The 22508-nt window shown below is 64.2% G+C and carries 17 protein-coding genes; all 17 read left to right on the forward strand.

Annotated features, from left to right (window positions below):
* The first annotated feature begins 2 nt into the window (after positions 1-2).
* The 17 genes from murF (at position 3) to ligA (ending at position 22475) form a co-directional block, all read left to right on the forward strand.
* Entirely contained in the window at positions 3-1409 is a 1407-nt protein-coding gene (gene murF / locus AZF01_RS05755) for a UDP-N-acetylmuramoyl-tripeptide--D-alanyl-D-alanine ligase (protein WP_024708070.1), read from the forward strand.
* Positions 1410-1542: 133 nt separating this feature from the next.
* A complete protein-coding gene (gene mraY, locus AZF01_RS05760; RefSeq protein ID WP_024708069.1) occupies positions 1543-2643 on the forward strand; it encodes a phospho-N-acetylmuramoyl-pentapeptide-transferase in 1101 nt (366 codons plus the stop codon).
* Positions 2644-2654: 11 nt separating this feature from the next.
* Positions 2655-4061, forward strand: a complete 1407-nt coding sequence (gene murD, locus AZF01_RS05765; RefSeq protein ID WP_024708068.1) for a UDP-N-acetylmuramoyl-L-alanine--D-glutamate ligase — start codon at positions 2655-2657, stop codon at positions 4059-4061.
* 3 nt (positions 4062-4064) lie between these two features.
* Positions 4065-5225 (forward strand): putative lipid II flippase FtsW, encoded by a 1161-nt coding sequence (gene ftsW / locus AZF01_RS05770; protein WP_024708067.1) that lies wholly within the window; start codon positions 4065-4067, stop codon positions 5223-5225.
* 8 nt (positions 5226-5233) lie between these two features.
* Positions 5234-6349, forward strand: coding sequence for an undecaprenyldiphospho-muramoylpentapeptide beta-N-acetylglucosaminyltransferase (gene murG, locus AZF01_RS05775; RefSeq protein WP_024708066.1), 1116 nt, complete (start codon positions 5234-5236; stop codon positions 6347-6349).
* A complete protein-coding gene (gene murC, locus AZF01_RS05780) occupies positions 6346-7746 on the forward strand; it encodes a UDP-N-acetylmuramate--L-alanine ligase (RefSeq protein ID WP_024708065.1) in 1401 nt (466 codons plus the stop codon). Before murG ends, murC begins: the two co-directional genes overlap by 4 nt.
* A 12-nt stretch (positions 7747-7758) precedes the next feature.
* A complete protein-coding gene (gene murB / locus AZF01_RS05785) occupies positions 7759-8727 on the forward strand; it encodes a UDP-N-acetylmuramate dehydrogenase (protein ID WP_024708064.1) in 969 nt (322 codons plus the stop codon).
* Between the two features lie 211 nt (positions 8728-8938).
* A complete protein-coding gene (locus AZF01_RS05790; protein ID WP_024708063.1) occupies positions 8939-9862 on the forward strand; it encodes a D-alanine--D-alanine ligase in 924 nt (307 codons plus the stop codon).
* Entirely contained in the window at positions 9859-10776 is a 918-nt protein-coding gene (locus AZF01_RS05795; RefSeq protein WP_024708062.1) for a cell division protein FtsQ/DivIB, read from the forward strand. Before AZF01_RS05790 ends, AZF01_RS05795 begins: the two co-directional genes overlap by 4 nt.
* Positions 10773-12092 (forward strand): cell division protein FtsA, encoded by a 1320-nt coding sequence (gene ftsA, locus AZF01_RS05800; RefSeq protein ID WP_024708061.1) that lies wholly within the window; start codon positions 10773-10775, stop codon positions 12090-12092. Before AZF01_RS05795 ends, ftsA begins: the two co-directional genes overlap by 4 nt.
* A gap of 60 nt (positions 12093-12152) precedes the next feature.
* The gene (gene ftsZ / locus AZF01_RS05805; protein WP_024708060.1) at positions 12153-13805 is read left to right on the forward strand and encodes a cell division protein FtsZ; all 1653 of its coding nucleotides are present in this window, start codon (positions 12153-12155) and stop codon (positions 13803-13805) included.
* Positions 13806-14074: 269 nt separating this feature from the next.
* Positions 14075-15013, forward strand: coding sequence for a UDP-3-O-acyl-N-acetylglucosamine deacetylase (lpxC, locus tag AZF01_RS05810; protein ID WP_024708059.1), 939 nt, complete (start codon positions 14075-14077; stop codon positions 15011-15013).
* A 249-nt stretch (positions 15014-15262) separates the two neighbouring features.
* Positions 15263-16123 carry an outer membrane protein assembly factor BamD gene (locus tag AZF01_RS05815; RefSeq protein WP_024708058.1) on the forward strand — a complete coding sequence of 287 codons (861 nt, stop codon included), beginning with the start codon at positions 15263-15265 and terminating at the stop codon, positions 16121-16123.
* A gap of 30 nt (positions 16124-16153) precedes the next feature.
* Positions 16154-17830, forward strand: a complete 1677-nt coding sequence (gene recN / locus AZF01_RS05820) for a DNA repair protein RecN (RefSeq protein ID WP_024708057.1) — start codon at positions 16154-16156, stop codon at positions 17828-17830.
* 86 nt (positions 17831-17916) lie between these two features.
* Positions 17917-19362, forward strand: coding sequence for a phosphatidylserine/phosphatidylglycerophosphate/cardiolipin synthase family protein (locus tag AZF01_RS05825; protein WP_024708056.1), 1446 nt, complete (start codon positions 17917-17919; stop codon positions 19360-19362).
* Between the two features lie 49 nt (positions 19363-19411).
* A complete protein-coding gene (locus AZF01_RS05830) occupies positions 19412-20260 on the forward strand; it encodes an endonuclease/exonuclease/phosphatase family protein (protein ID WP_024708055.1) in 849 nt (282 codons plus the stop codon).
* 61 nt (positions 20261-20321) lie between these two features.
* Entirely contained in the window at positions 20322-22475 is a 2154-nt protein-coding gene (ligA, locus tag AZF01_RS05835; RefSeq protein WP_024708054.1) for an NAD-dependent DNA ligase LigA, read from the forward strand.
* Positions 22476-22508 lie beyond the last annotated feature (33 nt).

Genomic DNA, 22508 nt, shown 5'->3' on the forward strand with positions numbered 1-22508 from the left:
CCGTGAGTTTGCTATGGACATCAGCCGAAATGGTCGCGGCCATGGATGGCCGTCCGCTGGGCGAACTGCCGGAAGGCATCAACGGCATTTCCATCGACAGCCGCTCGATTGCCCCCGGCGAAGCCTTCTTCGCCATCAAGGGCGACCGGGTGGACGGCCATTCCTTCGCAGGGCTTGCCGCCGCCAACGGCGCGGGGCTTCTGGTCATCTCCGAGGCGAAACTGCCGGCGCTCGGGCGTCTCACCTGTCCGATGATCGTGGTCGATGACGTGCTGGAGGCGATGGTGCGTCTCGCCGAGGCTTCGCGCGCGCGCGTTGCGGGCCGGATCATCGCCGTCACCGGTTCGGTCGGCAAGACTTCGACCAAGGAGATGATCGCGCGCGGGCTGAAGGCGTCCGGCAAGGTGCACGCGGCGGTCTCTTCCTTCAACAATCACTGGGGCGTGCCGCTGACGCTTGCGCGCATGCCGGCCGACACCGAATTCGGCGTGTTCGAGATCGGCATGAACCATTCCGGCGAAATCCGCCCGCTGACAAAACTGGTGCGCCCGCATGTCGCATTGGTGACGACGATCGCGCCGGTTCATATCGGCAATTTCTCCGGGCTCAGGGAAATCACCGCCGCCAAGGCGGAGATCTTCGAGGGGCTTGAGCCGGAGGGAGCGGCGATCATCAACCGCGACATCGAGGAATTCGAGCCCCTGGCGCGGGTCGCGAAGAATTGCGGCGCGCAGATCGTTTCCTTCGGCGAACATGCCAAGGCGCTGTTCCGGCTGCTCGACTACCGCACCGTCGGCGAAAAGGGGCACGTCCAGGCGCTGCTCGGCACGGAAGAGCCGGTTTCCTTCAATCTCGGTCTGCCCGGCCAGCATATGGCGGAAAACGCGCTTGCGGCGCTTGCGGCGATCTCCATGGCCGGCGGCGATGCCCATGCAGCCCTGGAAGCGCTCGAGAATGCCGAACAGCTGAAGGGCAGGGGGCAGCGCCGGCTGCTTTCGATCGGCAATGGCAGCTTCACCCTGATCGATGAAAGCTATAACGCCAATCCGGCCTCGATGCGGGCCGCACTGGAATTGCTGGGCGCGGGCACGGGCGACGGACGCAGGATCGCCGTACTCGGCGATATGCTGGAACTCGGCGACTATGCCGCCGAAGCGCATGAGGCGCTTGCCGGACCGCTGGTCTCGGCCGGCGTCACCGATGTCTGGCTTGCGGGAGAGCATATGCAGGTTCTCAGAGACGCTCTTCCGGAAAGTATTGCTGTGGAATACCGGGCGAATGCCGACGAACTGGCGGAATTCGCCATCGGCGCGGTCGCGGCCGGTGACACGGTGATGGTAAAGTCATCCAACGGGCTGGGATTCGGCAGGATCGTCGCGAGACTGACCGGGGCCTATCCCGCGCGGTGATAAACCGCTGATAAACGATTTTCGTGGTAAACAGACGTTTGACATGCCGCGAGATACGCAATTATGAAGCGCCGGTTGCGGCCCGTTCGGGGGCCGGTTCGGCGCGTTCCGCCGTCGCTGGAAAGGGGCGTTCATGCTGATTTGGCTTGTGGAGCTGTCCGACAAGTTCCAGTTTTTCAATCTGTTCCGCTATATCACCTTCCGCTCCGGCGCTGCTGTCTTTACCTCGGCCCTGATCGTCTTCCTCTTCGGTCCGCGCATCATCGCCGCGCTCAGAATCAGGCAGGGAAAGGGCCAGCCGATCCGCGCAGACGGTCCGCAGACGCATTTCAAGAAGGCCGGCACGCCGACCATGGGCGGACTGATGATCCTCGCCGGCATTGTCGGTTCCGCGTTGTTGTGGGCCGATCTTTCAAACGCCTATGTGGTCGCCACGCTGCTGGTTACGCTCGGTTTCGGGGCGATCGGCTTTTACGACGACTATCTCAAGGTCACCAAACAGTCCGACAAGGGCTTTTCCGGCAGGCGGCGGTTGTTCTTCGAATTCATCATCGCCGGCGTTGCCGTCGCCTTCATGATGTATGCCGCCAATCTGGCGACGATCGACGGCGCGACGCTCGGCTCGGCGCTGACCTTTCCCTTCTTCAAGGACGTGATCATCGATCTCGGCTGGTTCTTCATCCCCTTCGGCGCCTTCGTGATCGTCGCCGCCGGAAATTCGGTGAACCTGACCGACGGCCTTGACGGGCTTGCCACCGTGCCGGTGATCATCGCCTCCGGCTCCTTCGCGCTGATCGCCTATGTCGTCGGCAATTCGGTCTTCGCCACCTATCTGCAGATCAATTACGTGCCGGGCACGGGCGAACTCGTGGTGCTGCTTTCCGCCGTCATCGGCGCCTGCATGGGTTTTTTATGGTTCAACGCCCCGCCTGCGGCGATCTTCATGGGCGATACCGGTTCGCTGGCGCTCGGCGGGCTGATCGGCTCCGTCGCGGTCGCCACCAAGCATGAAATCGTGATGGCGATCATCTGCGGCCTTTTCGTGCTCGAGGCGCTCTCCGTCATAATCCAGGTCGCCGTCTACAAGAAGACCGCCAAGCGTGTCTTCCTGATGGCGCCGATCCACCACCATTTCGAAAAGCTCGGCTGGACCGAGAGCCAGGTCGTGATCCGTTTCTGGATCATCTCCTTCGGCCTCGCCCTGATCGGCCTTTCGACCCTGAAGCTTCGATAGGAAGATAATCCGTGATCCCGGTCTCCGTCTTTTCCGGCAAGAAGGTCGCCCTTTTCGGGCTCGGCGGCTCGGGCCTTGCGAGCGCGAAGGCGCTTGTGACGGGCGGCGCGGATGTGGTCGCCTATGACGACCGCGCGGAAAGCCGGGCGGCGGCGGCCGAAGCGGGTATTGCCGTGGTTGACCTGAGGGAGGCGGACTGGGGTAGCTTCGACGCGCTGGTTCTGGCGCCCGGCGTGCCACTTACCCATCCCAAACCGCACTGGACGGTGGAACTGGCGAGAGCCGCCGGCGTCGAAATCATCGGCGATGTGGAGCTTTTTGCCCGCGAGCGCCGCGCGACTTGCCCCGAGGCCAGGCTGATCGCGATCACCGGCACCAACGGCAAATCGACGACGACGGCGCTGATCGGCCACATCCTCAAGGAAGCCGGGCGCGATGCTGAGGTTGGCGGCAATATCGGCCGTGCCGTGCTCGACCTCGCGCCGCTTTCTCCCGAGCGGTTCTACGTGGTGGAATGCTCCTCCTACCAGATCGATCTTTCGCCGACGCTCGATGCAGATGTCGGCCTCCTCCTGAACCTGACGCCGGATCATCTCGACCGTCATGGCGACATGAACCGCTATGCGGCCATCAAGGCGCGGCTGGTGGCAGGCGCGAAAACCGCCGTCATCGGCGCCGACGACGACTTTTGCCGCGCGATAGCCCGCCGCCTGCGCGATGAAGGCCACGCCGTGGTCCCCGTTTCGGCGGATATCACCCATGTCGAGGCGGGTCTTGCCTTTGACGGGCGGGCCATTGTCGCGGCCGAGGATGGCCGCGTGGTTGTCGATCTTTCCGGTCATACGGTTTTGCGCGGGGCCCATAACGGCCAGAACGTCGCCGCGGCGATTGCCGCCTGCCGTGCGGTCGGGCTTTCGGATGCGGAAATCCGCGCAGGCATCGCCACGTTCAAGGGGCTTGCCCATCGCATGCAGCCGATCGCGCGGCGCGGCAAGGTGCTGTTCGTCAATGACTCCAAGGCGACCAATGCGGAAGCGGCGGCGCCCGCGCTGAAAACCTTCGACACGATCTACTGGATCGCCGGCGGACGGGCAAAACAGGGCGGCATTGCCGCGCTCGAGATGTTCTTTCCGAAGATTGCCAGGTCCTATCTGATCGGAGAAGCGGCGGAAGCCTTCGCCGAAACGCTTGCCGGCAGAACCGAGATCGTTCTTTCCGGCACGCTGGAACAGGCGGTGCGCGATGCGGCGGGCGACGCGGCGGCGGATGACAGGGAGGCGCCGGTCGTTCTCCTGTCGCCGGCCTGCGCCAGTTTCGACCAGTTCGGAAGTTTCGAAAAGCGGGGCGATGCCTTCGTCAGCGCCGTGATGGCGCTTGATGGCGTGAGCCCGCCCGATGACAGCGGCAGGGGGAAATAAGCCATGGTCTCTCGCGTCCAACGCGGACCGATCGCGGACTGGTTCTGGACCATCGACCGATGGCTGCTGGCGGCCTTCATCGCGCTGATGGGCATCGGTTTCATGCTGTCCTTCGCCGCATCGCCGGCCGTTGCCGATCGTCTCGGCTATGACAGTTTCCACTTCGTCCGTCGTCACGCGATCTTCCTCGCGCCCTCGCTTGCCGTGATGATCGGGCTTTCCTTCTGTTCGCCGCGGATGATCCGAAGGCTCGCCGTGATCATCCTGGTCGGTTCGCTGATGATGATGGTCGCGACGCTCTTCATCGGCACGGCCAATAACGGGTCAAGACGGTGGATCGTGCTGGCCGGCTTTTCGCTGCAGCCGTCGGAATTCCTCAAGCCTGCCTTCGCCGTGGTCTGCGCCTGGCTGTTTGCCGAGCACCACCGCTATCCGGAGATACCGGGCAATCTCTTTGCCGGACTGCTGTTCATCATTTCCGCCGTGCTCCTGATCGCCCAGCCGGACTTCGGCCAGACCGTGCTTCTGGGCATCGTCTGGGGCGGCATTTTCTTCATGGCCGGCATGTCGTGGCTCTGGATTGCCGGGCTCGCGGGCGCGGGCGTTGCCGGTTTTCTCGCGGCCTATGCCTGGCTGCCGCACGTGACCTCGCGTATCGACCGGTTCCTGACAGGCGAGGGCGACAATCTCCAGGTCGAGCTTGCCGCCAAGGCTATCCAGCAGGGCGGGCTTTTCGGTCTCGGGCCGGGCGAGGGCATCGTCAAGCGCCGCCTGCCCGACAGCCATACGGACTTCGTCTTCTCCGTCGCGGCGGAGGAATTCGGCATTCTCTTCTGCATGTTCATCGTCGCGATCTTCGCCTTCATCGTGCTGCGCGGGCTCACACACGCCTATCGCGAGCGCGATGATTTTGCCCGTTTCGCCGTTGCCGGCCTCGTTCTGCAGATCGGCATGCAGTCGATCATCAATATCGGCGTTGCGCTGCAGCTGATGCCGGCCAAGGGCATGACCCTGCCGCTGATCTCGGCCGGGGGCTCGTCGATGATCGCAACCTGCGTCGGCGCGGGCTTTATTTTGGCGTTGACGCGCCACCGGCCGGAAAAGCGCGCCCGACAGGACCACTTCTTTCAGCCGGGCCGATCGCGCGGCGTACCGGCGGAATAGGTTTTACCATGGAAAGCAAGCTCTTCTTCCTCGCCGCCGGCGGGACCGGCGGACATGTTTTTCCGGCGGAAGCCCTGGCGCATGAACTGATCCGCCGGGGCCACACCGTCCATCTGGTGACGGATAGCCGCGCCGAGCGCTATTCGGGAAGCTTTCCGGCGGAAAGGATCCACATCGTGCCTTCGGCCACGATCGGCTCGAAGAACCCGATCTCGATCATCCGGGCCGGCTTCACACTGTTCAAGGGCTCGCGCGTGGCGCGGTCGCTGTTTGCGGCGTTCAGGCCTGCCGCGGTGATCGGCTTCGGCGGCTATCCGACGGTGCCTCCGCTCTATGCGGCAGCGGCCAGCGGCATTCCGTCCATGCTGCATGAGCAGAATGCGGTGATGGGGCGCGCCAACAAGATGCTGGCCCCGCGCGTCAACGCCATTGCCGGCGGTTTCCTGACGGGCGAGGGCGAGCCGCTCGGCGCAAAGATATTTCAGACGGGCAATCCGGTACGGCCTGCCGTTCTGGAGGCGGCGAAGACCACCTATGGCGAGCGGACGGCGGACGCGCCCTTCAACCTCCTTGTCTTCGGCGGCAGCCAGGGGGCCCATTTCTTTGCCGATGCCGTTCCCGATGCGCTTGCCCGCCTTTCGCCCGAGATGCGAGCCCTGTTCCGCGTCACGCAGCAGGCGCGGCCGGAAGACGTCGATGCCGTGACCGCGCGCTTTGCCGAACTCGGCATTCCGGCGGACATCTCGCCCTTCTTCTCCGACATGGCACGGCGGATCGCAGAGGCCCATCTCGTCGTCTGCCGCTCCGGCGCCTCGACGGTGTCGGAACTCTCCGTTATCGGGCGTCCGGCGATCTATGTGCCCTATCCCCATGCGCTCGATCATGACCAGGCGGCCAATGCGGCGCTGGTTGCGGCGAACGGAGGCGCTGAGGTCGTGCGCCAGTCCGCGTTGACGGGCGAGCGTTTTTCGGAATTGTTAACCGAAGCGGTGAATGATCCGGAGAAACTGACTGCCGCGGCGCTCGCGGCAAAGGATGCAGGCAAACCCGACGCGACGGAACGGCTCGCCGATATGGCTGAGGCTCTGGCGTCGGGCAGAAAGATTGAAGGAACGGAAAGATGAAAATGCCACAGGCGATCGGTGTCGTTCATTTTGTCGGCATCGGTGGTATCGGCATGAGCGGCATCGCCGAGGTTCTCAAGAACCTCGGCTATCGGGTTCAGGGGTCCGACCAGGCCGAAAGCGCCAATGTGACGCGGCTGCGCGGGAAGGGCATTGCCGTTTCCATCGGCCACCGGCCCGAGAATCTGGGCGACGCGGAAGTGGTTGTCGTTTCCTCGGCGATCAAGCGCGCCAATCCGGAACTCGTCGCCGCGCGCGAAAAACACCTGCCGGTGGTTCGCCGCGCCGAGATGCTGGCGGAACTGATGCGCTTTCGTGACGCGATCGCCATTGGCGGCACCCACGGCAAGACCACGACGACCTCGATGGTTGCCGCCCTGCTTGACGCCGGCAATCTCGATCCGACGGTCATCAACGGCGGCATCATCAATGCCTATGGCACCAATGCACGCATGGGCGAGGGGGAATGGATGGTGGTCGAGGCGGATGAATCCGACGGCACCTTCCTGAAACTGCCGGCCGAAATCGCCGTCGTCACCAATATCGATCCGGAACATCTCGACCATTACGGCACGTTTGACGGCGTGCGCGCCGCTTTCCGCCAGTTCGTGGAGAACGTGCCGTTCTACGGCTGCGGCGTGCTGTGCCTCGACCATCCGGAGGTACAGTCGCTTGTCGGCCAGATCGAAGACCGGCGCATCGTTACCTATGGCGAGAACCGCCAGGCCGATGTGCGCTTCTCCAATATCCGCAATGAAGGCATCCACACGATCTTCGACGTCGATATCCGCCGCCGCCGCCGGCCTTCGGTGAAGCTCGAGAACCTGGCCCTGCCGATGCCGGGCCGCCACAATGTCTCCAATGCGACGGCCGCGATCGCCGTTGCCGACAGGTTGCATATCTCCGAGGCGGACATCCGCAAGGGGCTTGCGGCCTTTGGCGGCGTCAAGCGGCGGTTCACGCTTGTCGGCACCTGGAACGATGTGCAGATTTTCGATGATTACGGCCATCACCCCGTCGAAATCCGCTCCGTCCTGCGCGCCGCGCGCGAGGCCTGCAACGGCCGGATCATCGCCATCCACCAGCCGCACCGCTATTCGCGGCTGGAAAGCCTGTTCGAGGATTTCACCAATTGCTTCAACGATGCCGACACGGTGTTCATCGCCCCCGTCTATGCGGCGGGCGAAGACCCGCGCGAAGGCTATGACGGCGAAACGCTCGCTGCCGGCATCAGGGCCGCCGGTCACCGCGACGCGCGCTATCTCGCCGCCGAGGAAGAATTGGCGGCACGCATCGCCGGCGTCGCCGAACCGGGCGATTTCGTCGTCATGCTCGGCGCCGGCAGCATCACCCAGTGGGCCGCGCGCCTGCCGCTCGCGCTCGAAGAAACGGCGTGATGGAGCGGATCCATGCTTGACGGCAAAGGACTGATAGAGCGGCTCGGCAAGGCCGCGACCGAGCTGCGGGGCCGGCTCGTGCCCAATACGGCGATGGAGCGGGTGACCTGGTTGCGTGCCGGCGGCCCGGCCGAACTTCTGTTCCAGCCGCTCGACGAGGATGATCTGAGGCTGTTTCTTCAGGCGCTGCCCGAGGATGTGCCGCTTTGTGTCATCGGCGTCGGCTCGAACCTTCTGGTGCGCGACGGCGGCATTTCCGGCGCCGTTGTCCGCCTTTCGGCGAAGGGCTTTGGCGGACAGGAAATGGCGGGTGAAAACCGGATCATCGCCGGCGCTATCTCGCCGGACAAGCATATCGCCGGTTTCGCCATGGACCAGGGGATCGGCGGCTTTTCCTTCATGTACGGCATTCCCGGCTCGCTCGGCGGCGCGCTGGCGATGAATGCCGGCGCCCATGGCTCGGAGATTTCCGATCGCGTGGTGGAGATCTATGGTCTGGACCGCAGCGGCAAGAAAGTGACGATCCCGCGCGAGGCCATGCGCTATGACTATCGCTCCGCCGCCGTGCCGAAGGGCGTGATCTTCACCGGCGCGCTGCTCGAGGGCTTTGCCCGGGAGCGGTCGGCGATTCGCGACGAGATGGAGACGGTGCGTGCCCACCGCGAGACCGCTCAGCCGGTGCAGGAGAAGACCGGCGGCTCGACCTTCAAGAATCCCGACGGTCAGTCCGCCTGGCGCCTGATCGACGAGGCCGGCTGCCGCGGGCTGATGATCGGCGGCGCGCAGATGTCGCCGATGCACTGCAATTTCATGATCAATCGCGGTAATGCGTCTGCCCACGATCTGGAATATCTCGGCGAGACCGTGCGCGAACGCGTCTACAACCACTCCGGCATTCTGCTGGAATGGGAAATCCGGCGCATCGGACGCTTCCTTGCCGGCCGCGATGTCTATGAATTCGTCCCCCAGGAACTGGACTGAAGCTCTGCGCCGCACTGGCCTTTCCGCGGGGCGTTAGCGCTGTCAGGCGGGGCTAAAAGCCTCAGCCGGAACAGCTTTTTCTCGTCCGGTTAACCAAAGTAAACGCTTCATTAACCATCCTCCTTCACTAATGGGGACAAGAAACGCTTTCCTCAAAAAAGCGGTATTCCAGGTGTTGGTCCGGCGTTTGCCGGCAAAGGCGGGGACGGGTATGAGTTCCGGACATGTGGCTGTATTAATGGGCGGGTTTTCCTCCGAGCGTCAGGTCAGCCTGGCGTCGGGAAAGTCCTGCGCCGATGCGCTGGAAGCCGAAGGCTTCCGCGTCAGCCGGATCGATGTGACCCGCGACGTTGCCACCGTGCTTTCCGAGATGAAGCCCGATGTCGCCTTCAATGCGCTGCACGGACCCTTCGGCGAGGACGGAAAGGTCCAGGGCATCCTCGAATATCTTGAGATCCCCTATACCCATTCCGGCGTGCTGGCATCGGCGCTCGCCATGGACAAGGCCCAGGCCAAGCGCGTGGCGTCCGCCTGCGGCGTTCCGGTCGCCGAAAGCCTCCTTCTTCAGCGCGGCGAGATCGGCAATACCCATCCGATGGCGCCGCCCTATGTGCTGAAGCCGATCAACGAGGGCTCGTCCTTCGGCGTCCTGATCGTCGACGAGGACCAGGCAAACCCGCCGCAGTCGATCTCGTCCAACGAGTGGACCTTCGGCGAGAAGATCATGGTCGAGCGCTTCATCAAGGGCCGCGAATTCACCTGCGGCGTGATGGACGGCACGGCGCTGTGCGTGACCGAAATCGTTCCCGTCGGCCAGAAATTCTACGATTTCGACGCGAAATATCGGCCCGGCGGATCGAAACACATTCTGCCCGCGGAAATTAAACCGAATATTTACCAAAAGATTCAATCATTGGCCGTTCAGGCGCATCAGGCAATCGGGTGCCGCGGCGTTTCCCGTTCGGACTTCCGTTTCGACGAGACGCTGGGTGAGGATGGCATCATCTGGCTGGAGGTGAACACCCAGCCCGGGATGACCGAAACTTCGCTGGTACCCGAGATGGCTGCCGATGCCGGCTATGATTTTGGTGCATTTCTCCGGTGGATGGTGGAGGACGCTTCGTGTTTGCGATGAAGGCGAAAAAGGGCGATACGGCCGAGAACGGCCGCAGCGAACCCGTCGGACGGAGCGGCGTCCTGCCGCGTCCCGTCAGGCGCGTGGTGCGCGTTTCCGCCGGCCTTCTCACCGGCCGCACGCCCGTGCCGCGCCATGCGGGAAGCCTCGCTGCGCTCGTCTTCTTCGTTGCCGTCGGCGCGAATGCGATAGCCGTTGCCGACAAGGGCGATCTCGTGCGCCGCGCGGCCTTCCAGATTGCCGGCTTTGCGGTCGAGGATATCGAGATCTCCGGCAATGAGCAGACCTCCGAAATCGCCATCCTGCAAAGCCTCGGTCTCGAAGGCGCCTATTCGCTGCGGGGCATCGACGTCCAGTTGGCGCGCGGGCAGCTTCTGAACCTGCCCTGGGTGGCGGAAGCCGATGTGCGCAAGATCTATCCCTCGACGCTGAAGATCACGCTGACCGAACGCGAACCTTACGCGCTCTGGCAGCAGGAAGACGGCCGGACGCTGATGATCGAGCAGAACGGCAATGTCATCGGCCCGCTCAGCGCGCCGAAGTTTCGCCGGCTTCCCCTGGTTCTCGGCCAGGGCGGCAATTTCGCCGCCGCCGACATCGACGGCCTGCTCGAAGGCTGGCCGGCGCTTTCCGAGCGCGTGCGCGCCTACAAGCGCGTCGACGGCCGCCGCTGGGACCTCTATCTCGACAACGGCATGATCGTGAAACTGCCGCAGCAGGAAACGGAAACCGCGCTCGGGCGTCTCAAGAGCCTTGAAGAGAGCCGGTCGATCCTGGAGCGCGAGATCGCCGCCGTCGATCTCAGGCTTGAGGACCGGATCGCCATACAGCTGACGCCCGAAGCCATGGAGCGGCGGCAGGCGGCAACGGAGGCGCTCGAAAAGACAATCAAGAACAAGGGGAGGCGCCTGTGAGCCTGTTCGGCGGCGCCGGCTTCGGCCGGGCAAAACCCCTTTCCGCGAAGAAGACGCATATCGTCAGCGTGCTCGATATCGGCTCGTCGAAGATCGTCTGCATGATCGCGCGGCTGACCCCGCGCGCCGAAAGCCAGATCCTCCCGGGGCGCACCCACAATATCGAGATCATCGGCATCGGCCATCAGCGTTCGCAGGGCATCAAGAGCGGCGTCATCGTCAATCTCGATGCGGCCGAGCATGTGATCCGCCAGGCAGTGGATGCGGCCGAAAGCATGGCCGGCATCACGATAGACAGCCTGATCGTCAACGTCTCGGCCGGTCGCATCAAGAGCGATACCTATACGGCGGCGATCGATCTCGGCGGCCAGGATGTCGATGCCTCGGACCTGCGCCGGGTGCTGTCGGCCGTCTCGCGCCGCTCGATCAACGACGAGCGCCAGGTGCTGCATTCGCTGCCGGCCGGCTTCACGCTCGACGGCGAGCGCGGCATCCGCGATCCGCTTGGCATGTATGGCGAGACGCTCGGCGTCGACCTGCATGTGGTCACGGCCGAGCGGCTGGCGCTGCGCAATCTCGAACTCTGCGTCAACCGCGCCCATCTTTCGGTGGAGCGCATGGTGGCCACACCCTATGCCAGCGGACTTGCAGCCCTTGTCGACGACGAGGTCGAACTCGGCTGCGCGGCGATCGACATGGGCGCCGGCACGACGACGATTTCGGTCTTTTCCGAAGGCCGGCTGGTGCATACCGACGCGATCAGTCTCGGGGGGCATCATGTAACCACCGATCTGGCGCGCGGCCTGTCCACCCGCCTGGAAGATGCCGAGCGGCTGAAATGCGTTCACGGCTCGACGCTCGCCTCGAGCGCGGACGAACGCGAGATGATCGCGGTGCCTTCGATCGGCCATGACGACCATGACCAACCACGCCAGATTTCCAAGGCGCTGCTGTCGAAGATCGTCCGGGCTCGGGTGGAGGAAACGCTCGAACTGATCCGCGACCGCATCCAGCTTTCAGGCTATTCGGCGGTCGTCGGAAAGCGGGTGGTGCTGACCGGCGGCGCAAGCCAGCTGATCGGCCTGTGCGAACTCGCGCGGCGCATCTTGAGCCGCAATGTCAGGATCGGCCGTCCGATGGGCGTTTCCGGTCTGCCGCTTCCGGCCAAGGGTCCGTCCTTTGCCACGGCAGCGGGACTGTTGATCTATCCGCAGCTTGCGGAAAGCGAGACCTATGGCGGCGAACAGCGGGGTTTTCTGCCATCGGGAGGCGGACGCCTATCACGCGTCGGCCAGTGGTTCAGGGAAAGTTTTTAAAGAACACCAAGAGATTGGCCGGCTTGGCGGTGCGGCCATAGCGAGAAGGAACGAAACCAAATGACGATTACGCTTCAAAAGCCAGATATTACCGAACTGAAGCCGCGCATCACCGTTTTCGGTGTCGGCGGCGGCGGCGGCAACGCCGTCAACAACATGATCACGGCCGGCCTCCAGGGAGTCGACTTCGTTGTCGCCAACACTGATGCCCAGGCGCTGACCATGACCAAGGCCGAACGGGTCATCCAGCTCGGCGTCGGCGTCACCGAAGGTCTCGGCGCGGGCTCCCAGCCGGAAGTCGGCCGGGCCGCTGCCGAAGAGTGCATCGATGAGATCATCGATCACCTCAACAACACCCATATGTGCTTCGTCACCGCCGGCATGGGCGGCGGAACCGGCACGGGCGCCGCGCCGATCGTGGCCCAGGCCGCCCGCAACAAGGGCATCCTCACCGTCGGCGTCGTCACCAAGCCGTTCCAGTTCGAAGGCCAGCGCCGCATGCGTCTTGCCGATGCGGGCATCGAGGAACTGCAGAAATCGGTCGACACGCTGATCGTCATTCCGAACCAGAACCTGTTCCGGATCGCCAATGACAAGACGACCTTCGCGGACGCCTTCGCCATGGCCGACCAGGTGCTCTATTCCGGCGTTGCCTGCATCACCGACCTGATGGTCAAGGAAGGCCTGATCAACCTCGACTTCGCCGACGTCCGTTCGGTGATGCGCGAGATGGGCCGCGCCATGATGGGCACGGGCGAGGCATCCGGCGAAGGCCGCGCCATGCAGGCCGCCGAAGCCGCGATCGCCAACCCGCTGCTCGACGAAACCTCGATGCGCGGGGCGCAGGGTCTCCTGATCTCGATCACCGGCGGTCGCGACCTGACGCTGTTCGAGGTCGACGAAGCCGCGACGCGTATCCGCGAAGAAGTCGATCCGGACGCCAACATCATCCTCGGCGCCACCTTCGACGAGGAACTGGAAGGCATCATCCGCGTCTCCGTCGTTGCCACCGGCATCGACCGGTCCATGGCCGAAGGCTATGAGGATGTCCCGGAGCCGCGCCGCGAGGCCCGTCCGGAAATCCGCAGCACCAATGGCGGCCAGAACAATGGCGGCCAGACCTTCAGCCAGGCGCCGCAGCAGGCTGCTCCGCAGCCGGCCCCGCAGCCGCGCGCGGTTGACCCGATCGCGGAGACCATCCGTTCGGCCGAAGCCGAAATGGAACGCGAGCTGCAGATGGCCGTCTCCCGCGCGCCACAGCAGAAGCCGCAGCAGCCGAGCGTGAACATGCAGCCGAAGAGCCAGATCTTCGCTGCCGAGCCGCAGCACCAGGCGCCGCGCCAGCAGGCCCCGAGCCAGCCGGCTCCGGCCCCGCAACAGGCTCCGCGCCAGCAGGCCGCCGAGCCGCGCCGCATGCCGGAAGTCGCCGACTTTCCGCCGGTGGTTCAGCCGGAAATGAGCGCCAGCCGTCGCCAGGAGCATGAAGAGCGCGGCCCGAAGGGCCTGTTCAAGCGCCTGTCGAACACGCTCGGCCGCGGCGATGAAAGCTTCGAGGGGCACCACGAGCAGCAGCCGGCGCCCCGCCAGCAGGCGCCGCAGCAGCCTCAGCAAAACAATCCTTACGCGCCGCGTCGTGCTCAGGAGCAGCCCGCCGCCCGCCAGGATGACGATCAGTTCGATATTCCCGCCTTCCTGCGTCGCCAGGCGAACTGATCCGCCACGGTCCTGCCGCTTCCCGCATTAGGGAAGCGCTAACCGTTTTTTCGAAAACCTTCTCGCGAAGTGAGCCCGGTCGCCTCTGGCGGCCGGGTTTTTTCGCCTTTCGTAACATACGGAAAGAAACAGTGATTTGGATTCGGCGAGGCCAGTGCGTAATTACATGCCAAGCGCCTGAATCGGGCGCAGCGCGCATCTTTGCCGGTCCCCCGTCAGGGCATCGCAGCCAGGTATTTTTGAGTAGATTTTGAAATAAGGGCGTGACTATGTCGTCAGGATTTTTCGGTTTGCAGACAACGGTAGCCAAATCCGTCCGGATTTCGGGGATCGGTGTGCACTCGGGCAAGCCGGCGACGATCACGCTGCAGCCGGCGGAAGCCGATCACGGCATCGTTTTTGAGCGCTATGCCGGCGGCAGGCGCATATCCGCGTTCCAGGCCGTTTCCGACAATGTCGGGCCGACGGCGCTCTGCACCGTGCTCGGCGAGCATCCCGGCGAATGGATCGCGACGATCGAGCATGTGATGGCCGCGCTCTATGCCTTCGGCGTGGACAATCTTGTGGTTGCCGTCGAAGGCGGAGAAATGCCGATCATGGACGGCAGTTCGCGGGTTTTCGTCAAGGCTCTGGACGAGGTCGGCATCGTCACGCTTCCCGAAAAGCGCAGCTACCTCAAGGTGACCAAGACCGTGCGCGTGGAAAACGGCGCCGGCTGGGCCGAGTTCACGCCCTATGACGGCACGCGATTCGAGGTCGAGATCGATTTCGACACGCCGGTGATCGGCCGCCAGAAATGGGCCGGCGACATGAGCGCGGCGACCTTCCGCAAGGAACTGTCGGGCGCGCGGACCTTCGGTTTCATGCGCGATGTCGAGCCGATGTGGGCCCGCGGCTTCGCGCTCGGTTCCTCGCTGGAAAACTCGGTGGTGATCTCCGACGATAACCGCGTGATCAATCCCGAGGGCCTGCGCTACGAGCAGGAATTCGTGCGCCACAAGACGCTGGACGCCGTCGGCGACCTTGCGATGATGGGCATGCGCTTTGCCGGCAGTTTCCGGTCCTATCGCGGCGGACATGCGCTGAACGCGGCGGCCGTGCGCAAGCTTTTCGAAACGCCCGGCGCCTGCGTCATCGTTTCTCCGCGCGGCGCCCTGCCGTTCCGGCTGCGCCAGGAAGACGTGGTTGCCGCCGGCCCGGTTTCCTGAACCGGAGCGGGTCGTTGCACATCAATGCCGGCGGCTCTTCGGAGCGCCGGCTTTTTCATGGCCGATGCTGACGGGGGTGCATCCAGAACGGGTTTTGGTTGACGCGCGACACACGTCAGGGCTGCGGCTCCTCCGCAGAAATTTATCGGATTTTCGGCGAGGTGAGATTGCTCTTGCCTGCGGGATATGCGTAAAACGTCCTTCGACTTTGAAATGCGATCCACAGACGCTGCAAATGAGGCTCGAAGAATGGCTGGTATAAAGAAGAAAACCAATGTCGGAGCGTTTCGCGCGGCCGCGCTTCCGGTTGCCATCGTTCTCAGTGCAAGCGTGTTGTTGGCCGGATGCTCCCGCGACAAGGACGTCGACATCACCACGCTGCAGTATGAGGCCGATCCGCCGCAGCAGCTTTATGACGAGGCGCTCGCCAATATCAACGCCGGCAAGGTCAGCGAGGCGCTGAGGAAACTCAAGTCCATCCAGGACCAGAACCCGCTTTCCGACTACGCCCGTCAGGCGCTGATCATGCAGACCTACCTGCAGTATCGATCGCGCAAATACGAGGCGGCCGTTACCTCGGGCAAGCGTTACCTGTCGCTCTATCCGAACTCCAAGGACGCGGCCTATGCCCAGTATCTGGTCGGCCTTTCCTATTCCAAGGAAATCGTCGACGTGACGCAGGACCAGGCGATTTCGGAACGGACGATCGAGGCGATGCAGAAGGTGATCGACAACTATCCGGACTCCGAATATGTGACCGACGCCCGCGCCAAGATCCGTTATGCCCGCGACCAGCTCGCCGGCAAGGACATGCAGGTCGGCCGTTATTATCTGGAGCGCAAGGACTATGTCGCCGCGATTTCCCGGTTCAATGCGGTCGTGAACAATTATTCCGATACCAACCAGATCGAGGAAGCGCTGGAGCGGCTGGTCGAGGCCTATTACGCCATGGGCGTGATCCCGGAAGCCCAGAATGCCGCCTGGGTTCTCGGCCACAACTATCCCGACAGCGTCTGGTACCAGCGTGCCTATAACCTGCTGAACAAGCAGGGGCTTGAGCCGAAATCGGCCGGGCGCGGCTCGTCTGTTTCCAGCGCGACACCCAGCTAACCCGCTTTTCGCCAGGGCGCGAACACAACAATGCTAGTCCAGCTTTCCATTCGAGACATCGTTTTGATCGAGCGGCTGGAACTTGATCTCGGCGGCGGTCTTTCGGTTCTGACAGGGGAGACCGGCGCCGGCAAATCCATCCTGCTCGACAGCCTCTCGCTCGCGCTCGGCGCGCGCGGCGACGGTGCGCTCGTGCGTCACGGCCAGGAGAGCGGCCAGGTGATCGCCGTGTTCGATGTGGGCATGGACCACCCCGTGCGCCTGCTCCTGCGCGACAATGATCTCGATGACGAAGGCGATCTGATCTTCCGGCGGATGCAGTCCGCCGACGGGCGCACCCGCGCCTTCATCAACGACCAGTCGGTGAGCGTTCAGCTGATGCGGCAGGCCGGGCGGCTCCTCGTCGAAATCCATGGGCAGCATGACGAGCGCGCGCTGATCGACACGGACGGGCATCGTCGCCTTCTCGACGCTTTCGGCGGCCTTTCCGGCGACGTCGAGGCCGTGGCCGGGCTCCACCGCGTCTGGCGCGATGCCGAGCGGCGATTGAAGAAACACCGCGCCCAGATCGAGGAGGCCGAGCGCGAGGCCGATTTCCTGCGCGCATCGGTTGAGGAGTTGCAGGCGCTCTCCCCGGTGGACGGCGAGGAGGACGAACTGGCCGAACGGCGCGCGACGATGATGAAGTCGGAGCGGATCGCCGGCGATATTTCCGAGGCGCTCGAGTTCCTGAACGGCAATGCCTCGCCCGTGCCGATGATCGCCTCGCTGGTGCGCCGGCTGGAGCGCAAGTCGCACGAGGCGCCGGGCCTGCTCGAGAGCACGGTCAACCTGCTCGATTCGGCGCTTGAACAGCTTTCCAATGCGCAAATGGAGGTGGAGGCCGCGCTGGAGCGCGCCGCCTTCGATCCGCAGGAGCTTGAGCGCGTCGAGGAGCGGCTGTTTGCGCTCAGAGGCGCCGCGCGCAAATACAATGTGCCGGTGACCGAACTGCCCGCCCTTGCCGAACGCATGGTCGGTGATCTTGAGGAACTGGATGCGGGGGAGGCGCGGCTTCAGGCGCTCACCGCCGAGGCCGAGGCTGCGGAAAGGGCCTTTTTCGAGAAGGCGAAGGCGCTTTCCGCGAGCCGCAATATGGCCGCCGAGCAGCTTTCCGCCGCCGTCATGGCCGAATTGCCGGCGCTGAAGCTGGAGCGCGCGCGCTTTGCCGCGGTGGTCACAAGCGATGATGGCGGCGCCGGGCCCGAAGGCATCGACACGGTGTCCTTCGAGGTGCAGACCAATCCCGGAACGCGGCCGGGGCCGATCATGAAAGTGGCCTCCGGCGGCGAACTCTCCCGTTTCCTGCTTGCGCTCAAGGTGGCGCTTGCCGACAAGGGCTCCGCGCCGACGCTTGTGTTCGACGAAATCGACACCGGCGTGGGCGGCGCCGTTGCCGATGCGATCGGCCAGCGCTTGCGTCGGTTGGCCGAAAATGTTCAGGTTCTCTCGGTCACGCACGCGCCGCAGGTGGCCGCGCGCGCCAAGGGGCACTATCTGATTTCCAAGTCCGGGAACGGCAAGGGCAAGGATGACACGGTGGCAACCCGTGTCGCGGTGATCGGGCCGGAAGAGCGGCAGGAGGAGATTGCCCGGATGCTCGCCGGCGCCAAGGTGACGGCGGAAGCGCGCGCCGCGGCAGCGAAGCTTCTTTCCGGTGACAGTTAGGAAATTCAGAGCTTGCTGATATAAGGTCAGCCCCGGCCCTGCCGAGAAGGCGGGCAGAACGCGCCAAACCAACGGGATTGCCCTTGATGAACGTTTTTCTGGAACACTACTGGCCGCATATTCTGGCGGTGATCTCCTTTGTCCTCGGCGCGACGGCGGCGATCCACGCCACGATGACCAAGGATGAGGTGCGCGCCGCGATCGGCTGGGTCGGCGTGATCATGCTGTCGCCGATCCTGGGGGCCGCGATCTACGCCATTGCCGGCATCAACCGCATGCGCCGTCAGTCGGTGCGCGACAAGCGGCAGAGCGTTCCCGATGCCGTGGCGCACGAGGAGCAGAAGCACAGGATCGACCGCGAGCGCGTGGTGGCCGATCTCGGCCCGCGCATGGGCGGACAGTGGATGCTGGGCAACACCGTGACCGGCCTGCCCGCCACCGCCGGCAACAAGGTGCGCCTGCTGGAAACCGGCGACGAGGCCTATGCGGCCATGCTCGAGGCGATCGACAAGGCCGAGCGTTCGATCCTGCTGGAAACCTACATCTTCGACAGCGACGCGATCGGCCGGCGCTTCGTGAAGAGCCTCGCAAATGCGGTCAAGCGCGGCGTCGAGGTGCGTATCCTGGTGGATTCCATCGGCGCGCGCTATTCGCGCCCGCGCATCACCAAGCTTCTGCGCGCGCATGGCATCCGCGTTGCCACCTTCAACGGCGCGGTGCTGCTCAGGCTGCGGCTGCCCTATGCCAATCTCCGGACCCACCGGAAAATTCTCGTCATCGACGGCGAGACCGTCTTTGCCGGAGGCATGAATATCCGCGCGGCCTTTACCGGTCCGAACGCCGCCCAGGATACGCATTTCATGCTGAAGGGCGCGGCCGTTGCCGACTATTTCACGGTTGCCGCCGCCGACTGGTATTTCGAAACGCACGAGGCGCTCGATGGCGAGGCCTGGAACATTGCCGAGACGTCGTCCGACGAAGGCCCGCTGATCGCCCGCGTCGTGCCCTCCGGTCCGGACCGGAACCTCTCCAACAACAACAACATGATCATGGGCGCACTCTCGGTCGCCGAGGACCGGGTTCTGATCATGTCGCCCTATTTCCTGCCGGATCGCGACCTGGTTTCGGCCCTTGCCACGGCGGCGCGGCGCGGCGTGACGGTCGACATCATCGTGCCGGGCCAGAACAATCTCGGCCTCGTCGACCGGGCGATGACGGCGCAGTTCGACGAGATCATCGAGAACGGCTGCCGGATCTGGCGCGACAACGGCCCCTTCAACCATTCCAAGCTGATGACGGTTGACGGAAAATGGTCCTATCTCGGCTCGTCCAACATGGACTCGCGCTCGCTCAGGCTGAATTTCGAGACGGACATGGAGGTCTTCGACATGGGCTTTGCCGGCGAGATCGAGGCGCGGATCGTTGCCGCGCGGGACCGTTCGACGGAAGTGACGCGCAAGGCCCTGAGGAGCCGTCCCTTCGTCTACCGCCTGCGCGACCGGATATTGTGGCTGGGCTTGCCGTATCTGTGATTGAGACCCAATATAGAAGGGTCAGACGAAAGTTCCTCAAAGTGAAGCGATGAGCCCGATCAAATCTCCCCTTGCCAATGCCGTGCTGCGTTCCTTCCGCGAAAACGGAAAGCGGCCCGATGCCGCCGTGCCCGTAAAAGGGGACGGCCTCAAGGTCGCGACCTATAATGTCCATAAATGCGTCGGCGTCGACGGACGCTTCGACCCCGACCGGATATTCGAGGTCATCCGCGAGATCAGTCCTGACCTGATCGCCCTGCAGGAGGCCGATACGCGCTTCGGCGAGCGCACCGGCCTGCTTGACCTGAAACGGATCGAGGCGGAAACCGGGCTGGTGGCCGTGCCCGTGGAGGCAAGCGCGCGCGCCCATGGCTGGCACGGCAATGTGCTTCTGTTCCGCGATGGCGCAGTGCGCGACATCCACCGCGAGAAACTGCCGGGGCTGGAGCCGCGCGGCGCGCTGGTGACCGACATAGCGCTCAACAACGGCATTTCCCTGCGCGTCGCCGCCGTTCATCTCGGCCTTCTGCGCTGGGCGCGCCGCCAGCAGGCCGATCACATCATCGGGCTTCTCGGCCGGCGCGTCGAGGCGCCCTCGGTGATCATGGGCGACATGAATGAATGGCGGCTCGGCGACGGTTCGGCGCTGAAGAAATTCGAGGCGGCCTTCGGCGCTTTGCCGCCGGCGCGGGCGAGCTTTCCGGCGCGATGGCCGGTTCTGGCGCTTGACCGGATCATCGCCAACCGCGACGGGCTGGTGGCCGATCTCGCCGTGCATGATTCGCTTCTGGCCCGCGCGGCCTCCGACCATCTGCCGCTGACGGCGCTGCTCGACACCTCGGTCCTGAAGGGCGATAGCGCGCCGGGAGACGGGCTTTCGGCCGCCGCCGGTCTTTGAACTTGCCGAGCGCGCGCCAAATGCTCTAATGCGTCCGGATGATACGAAGGAGCGCGCGGCGATGGCGAATGACAAGGTTCCGACCGAGAAGCTGACCCGGGAAGAGGCCGCGGCCGAACTCGCTTTTCTGGCGGAGGAAATTGCCCGCCATGACGCTGCCTATCACGGCAAGGACGCGCCCGAGATCACGGACGCCGAATATGACGCGCTGAAACATCGCAATGATGAAATCGAGGCGCGCTTTCCCGATCTCGTGCGTGAAGACAGCCCCTCGGCCCGCGTCGGCTCCGCGCCCTCGGAGGTCTTCGCGCCTGTCACCCATTCCGTGCCGATGCTGTCGCTCGGCAACGTGTTTTCCGACGAGGACGTGCAGGACTTCATCGCCTCGGTCTATCGCTTTCTCGGCCAGTTGCCGGACGGCTCGATCGCCTTTACCGCCGAGCCGAAGATCGACGGTCTGTCGATGTCGCTGCGCTATGAGAACGGCAGGCTCGTCTCCGGCGCGACGCGCGGCGACGGCACCACGGGCGAGAATGTGACGGCCAATGTCCGTACCATCGGCGAAATTCCAAACCGCCTGCCGGACGGCGCGCCGGAGATTGTCGAGGTGCGCGGCGAGATATACATGGCGAAAAGCGATTTTGCCGCGTTGAACGCGGCGCTCTCCGAGGCGGGCGAGAAGACCTATGTGAACCCGCGCAACACGGCGTCCGGTTCGCTGCGCCAGCTTGACCCGAAGGTGACGGAAAAGCGCAAGCTCAAATTCTTCGCCTATGCCTGGGGCGAGATGTCGGAGATGCCGGCCGACACCCAGATGGGCATGGTCGGGACCTTCGAGAAATGGGGTTTCCCGGTCAACCCGCTGATGAAGCGGCTCACCTCCGTCGATGACCTGCTGGCGCACTATCACGAGATCGGCGTCAAGCGCGGGGACCTCGATTATGATATCGACGGCGTGGTCTACAAGGTCGACCGGCTCGACCTGCAGGCGCGGCTCGGTTTCCGCTCGCGTTCGCCGCGCTGGGCGACGGCGCATAAATTCCCCGCCGAGCAGGCGATCACGCGACTCATCGCCATCGACATCCAGGTCGGCCGCACCGGCGCGCTGACGCCGGTGGCCAGGCTTGAGCCGATCACCGTCGGCGGCGTCGTCGTCACCAATGCGACGCTCCACAACGAGGACTATATCGCCGGCAAGGGCTCGAACGGCGAGCCGATCCGCGAGGGGCGCGATATCCGCGTCGGCGATTACGTGATCGTCCAGCGCGCCGGCGACGTCATCCCGCAGATCGTTGACATCCTGCCGGAAAAGCGGCCGGAGGATGCGACGCCTTACGAATTCCCGGATCACTGCCCGGTTTGCGGCGCCCATGCGGTGCGCGACATCAACGAGAAGAGCGGCAAGGTGGACGCCGTGCGCCGCTGCACGGCCGGTTTTTCCTGCCGGGCGCAGGCCGTCGAGCATCTGAAGCATTTCGTTTCGCGCAACGCCTTCGATATCGAGGGGCTCGGCAGCAAGCAGGTCGATTTCTTCTTCGAGCATGACGATCCGGGGCTTGCGATCCGCACCGCGCCCGACATCTTCACGCTCGAAAGACGTCAGGCCGAGGCGCTGACGAAACTCGAGAATTTCAACGGATGGGGCAAGACCTCGGTCGCCAACCTGTACCAGTCGATCAATGAACGCCGCGAAATCGCGCTGCCGCGCTTCATCTTCGCGCTCGGCATCCGCCATGTCGGCGAGACGACCGCGAAGCTTCTGGCCCGCTCCTATGGCTCCTATGCCGCTTTCGAACGGGCGATGCGGGATGCGGCGGCAGGCGAGGGCGACGCCTGGGACGATCTCAACAATATCGACGGCATCGGAACGGTCGTCGCCCGCGCGCTTGTCGATTTCTTCGCCGAAGAGCAGAATGTCGCCGTCATTGCCCGGCTGCTGAAGGAAGTGACGCCGCTTGACGATGCGCAGAGGATTGACACGACCAGTCCCGTCGCCGGCAAGACGGTGGTGTTTACCGGCAGCCTCGAGAAGATGACCCGTGACGAGGCCAAGGCGAAAGCCGAAAGCCTCGGGGCCAAGGTTTCCGGGTCGGTTTCCAAGAAGACGGACATCGTCGTCGCCGGTCCCGGCGCTGGCTCGAAGCTGAAAAAGGCGGAGGAACTCGGGGTTCAGACCATGGATGAGGACGAGTGGCTGGCGCTGATCGGCGGGTGATCCAACTCGGTTGGGCATACGCGTGGCCTGCCG

The sequence above is a fragment of the Martelella sp. AD-3 genome, assembly GCF_001578105.1.
In the GTDB taxonomy this organism is placed as follows: domain Bacteria; phylum Pseudomonadota; class Alphaproteobacteria; order Rhizobiales; family Rhizobiaceae; genus Martelella.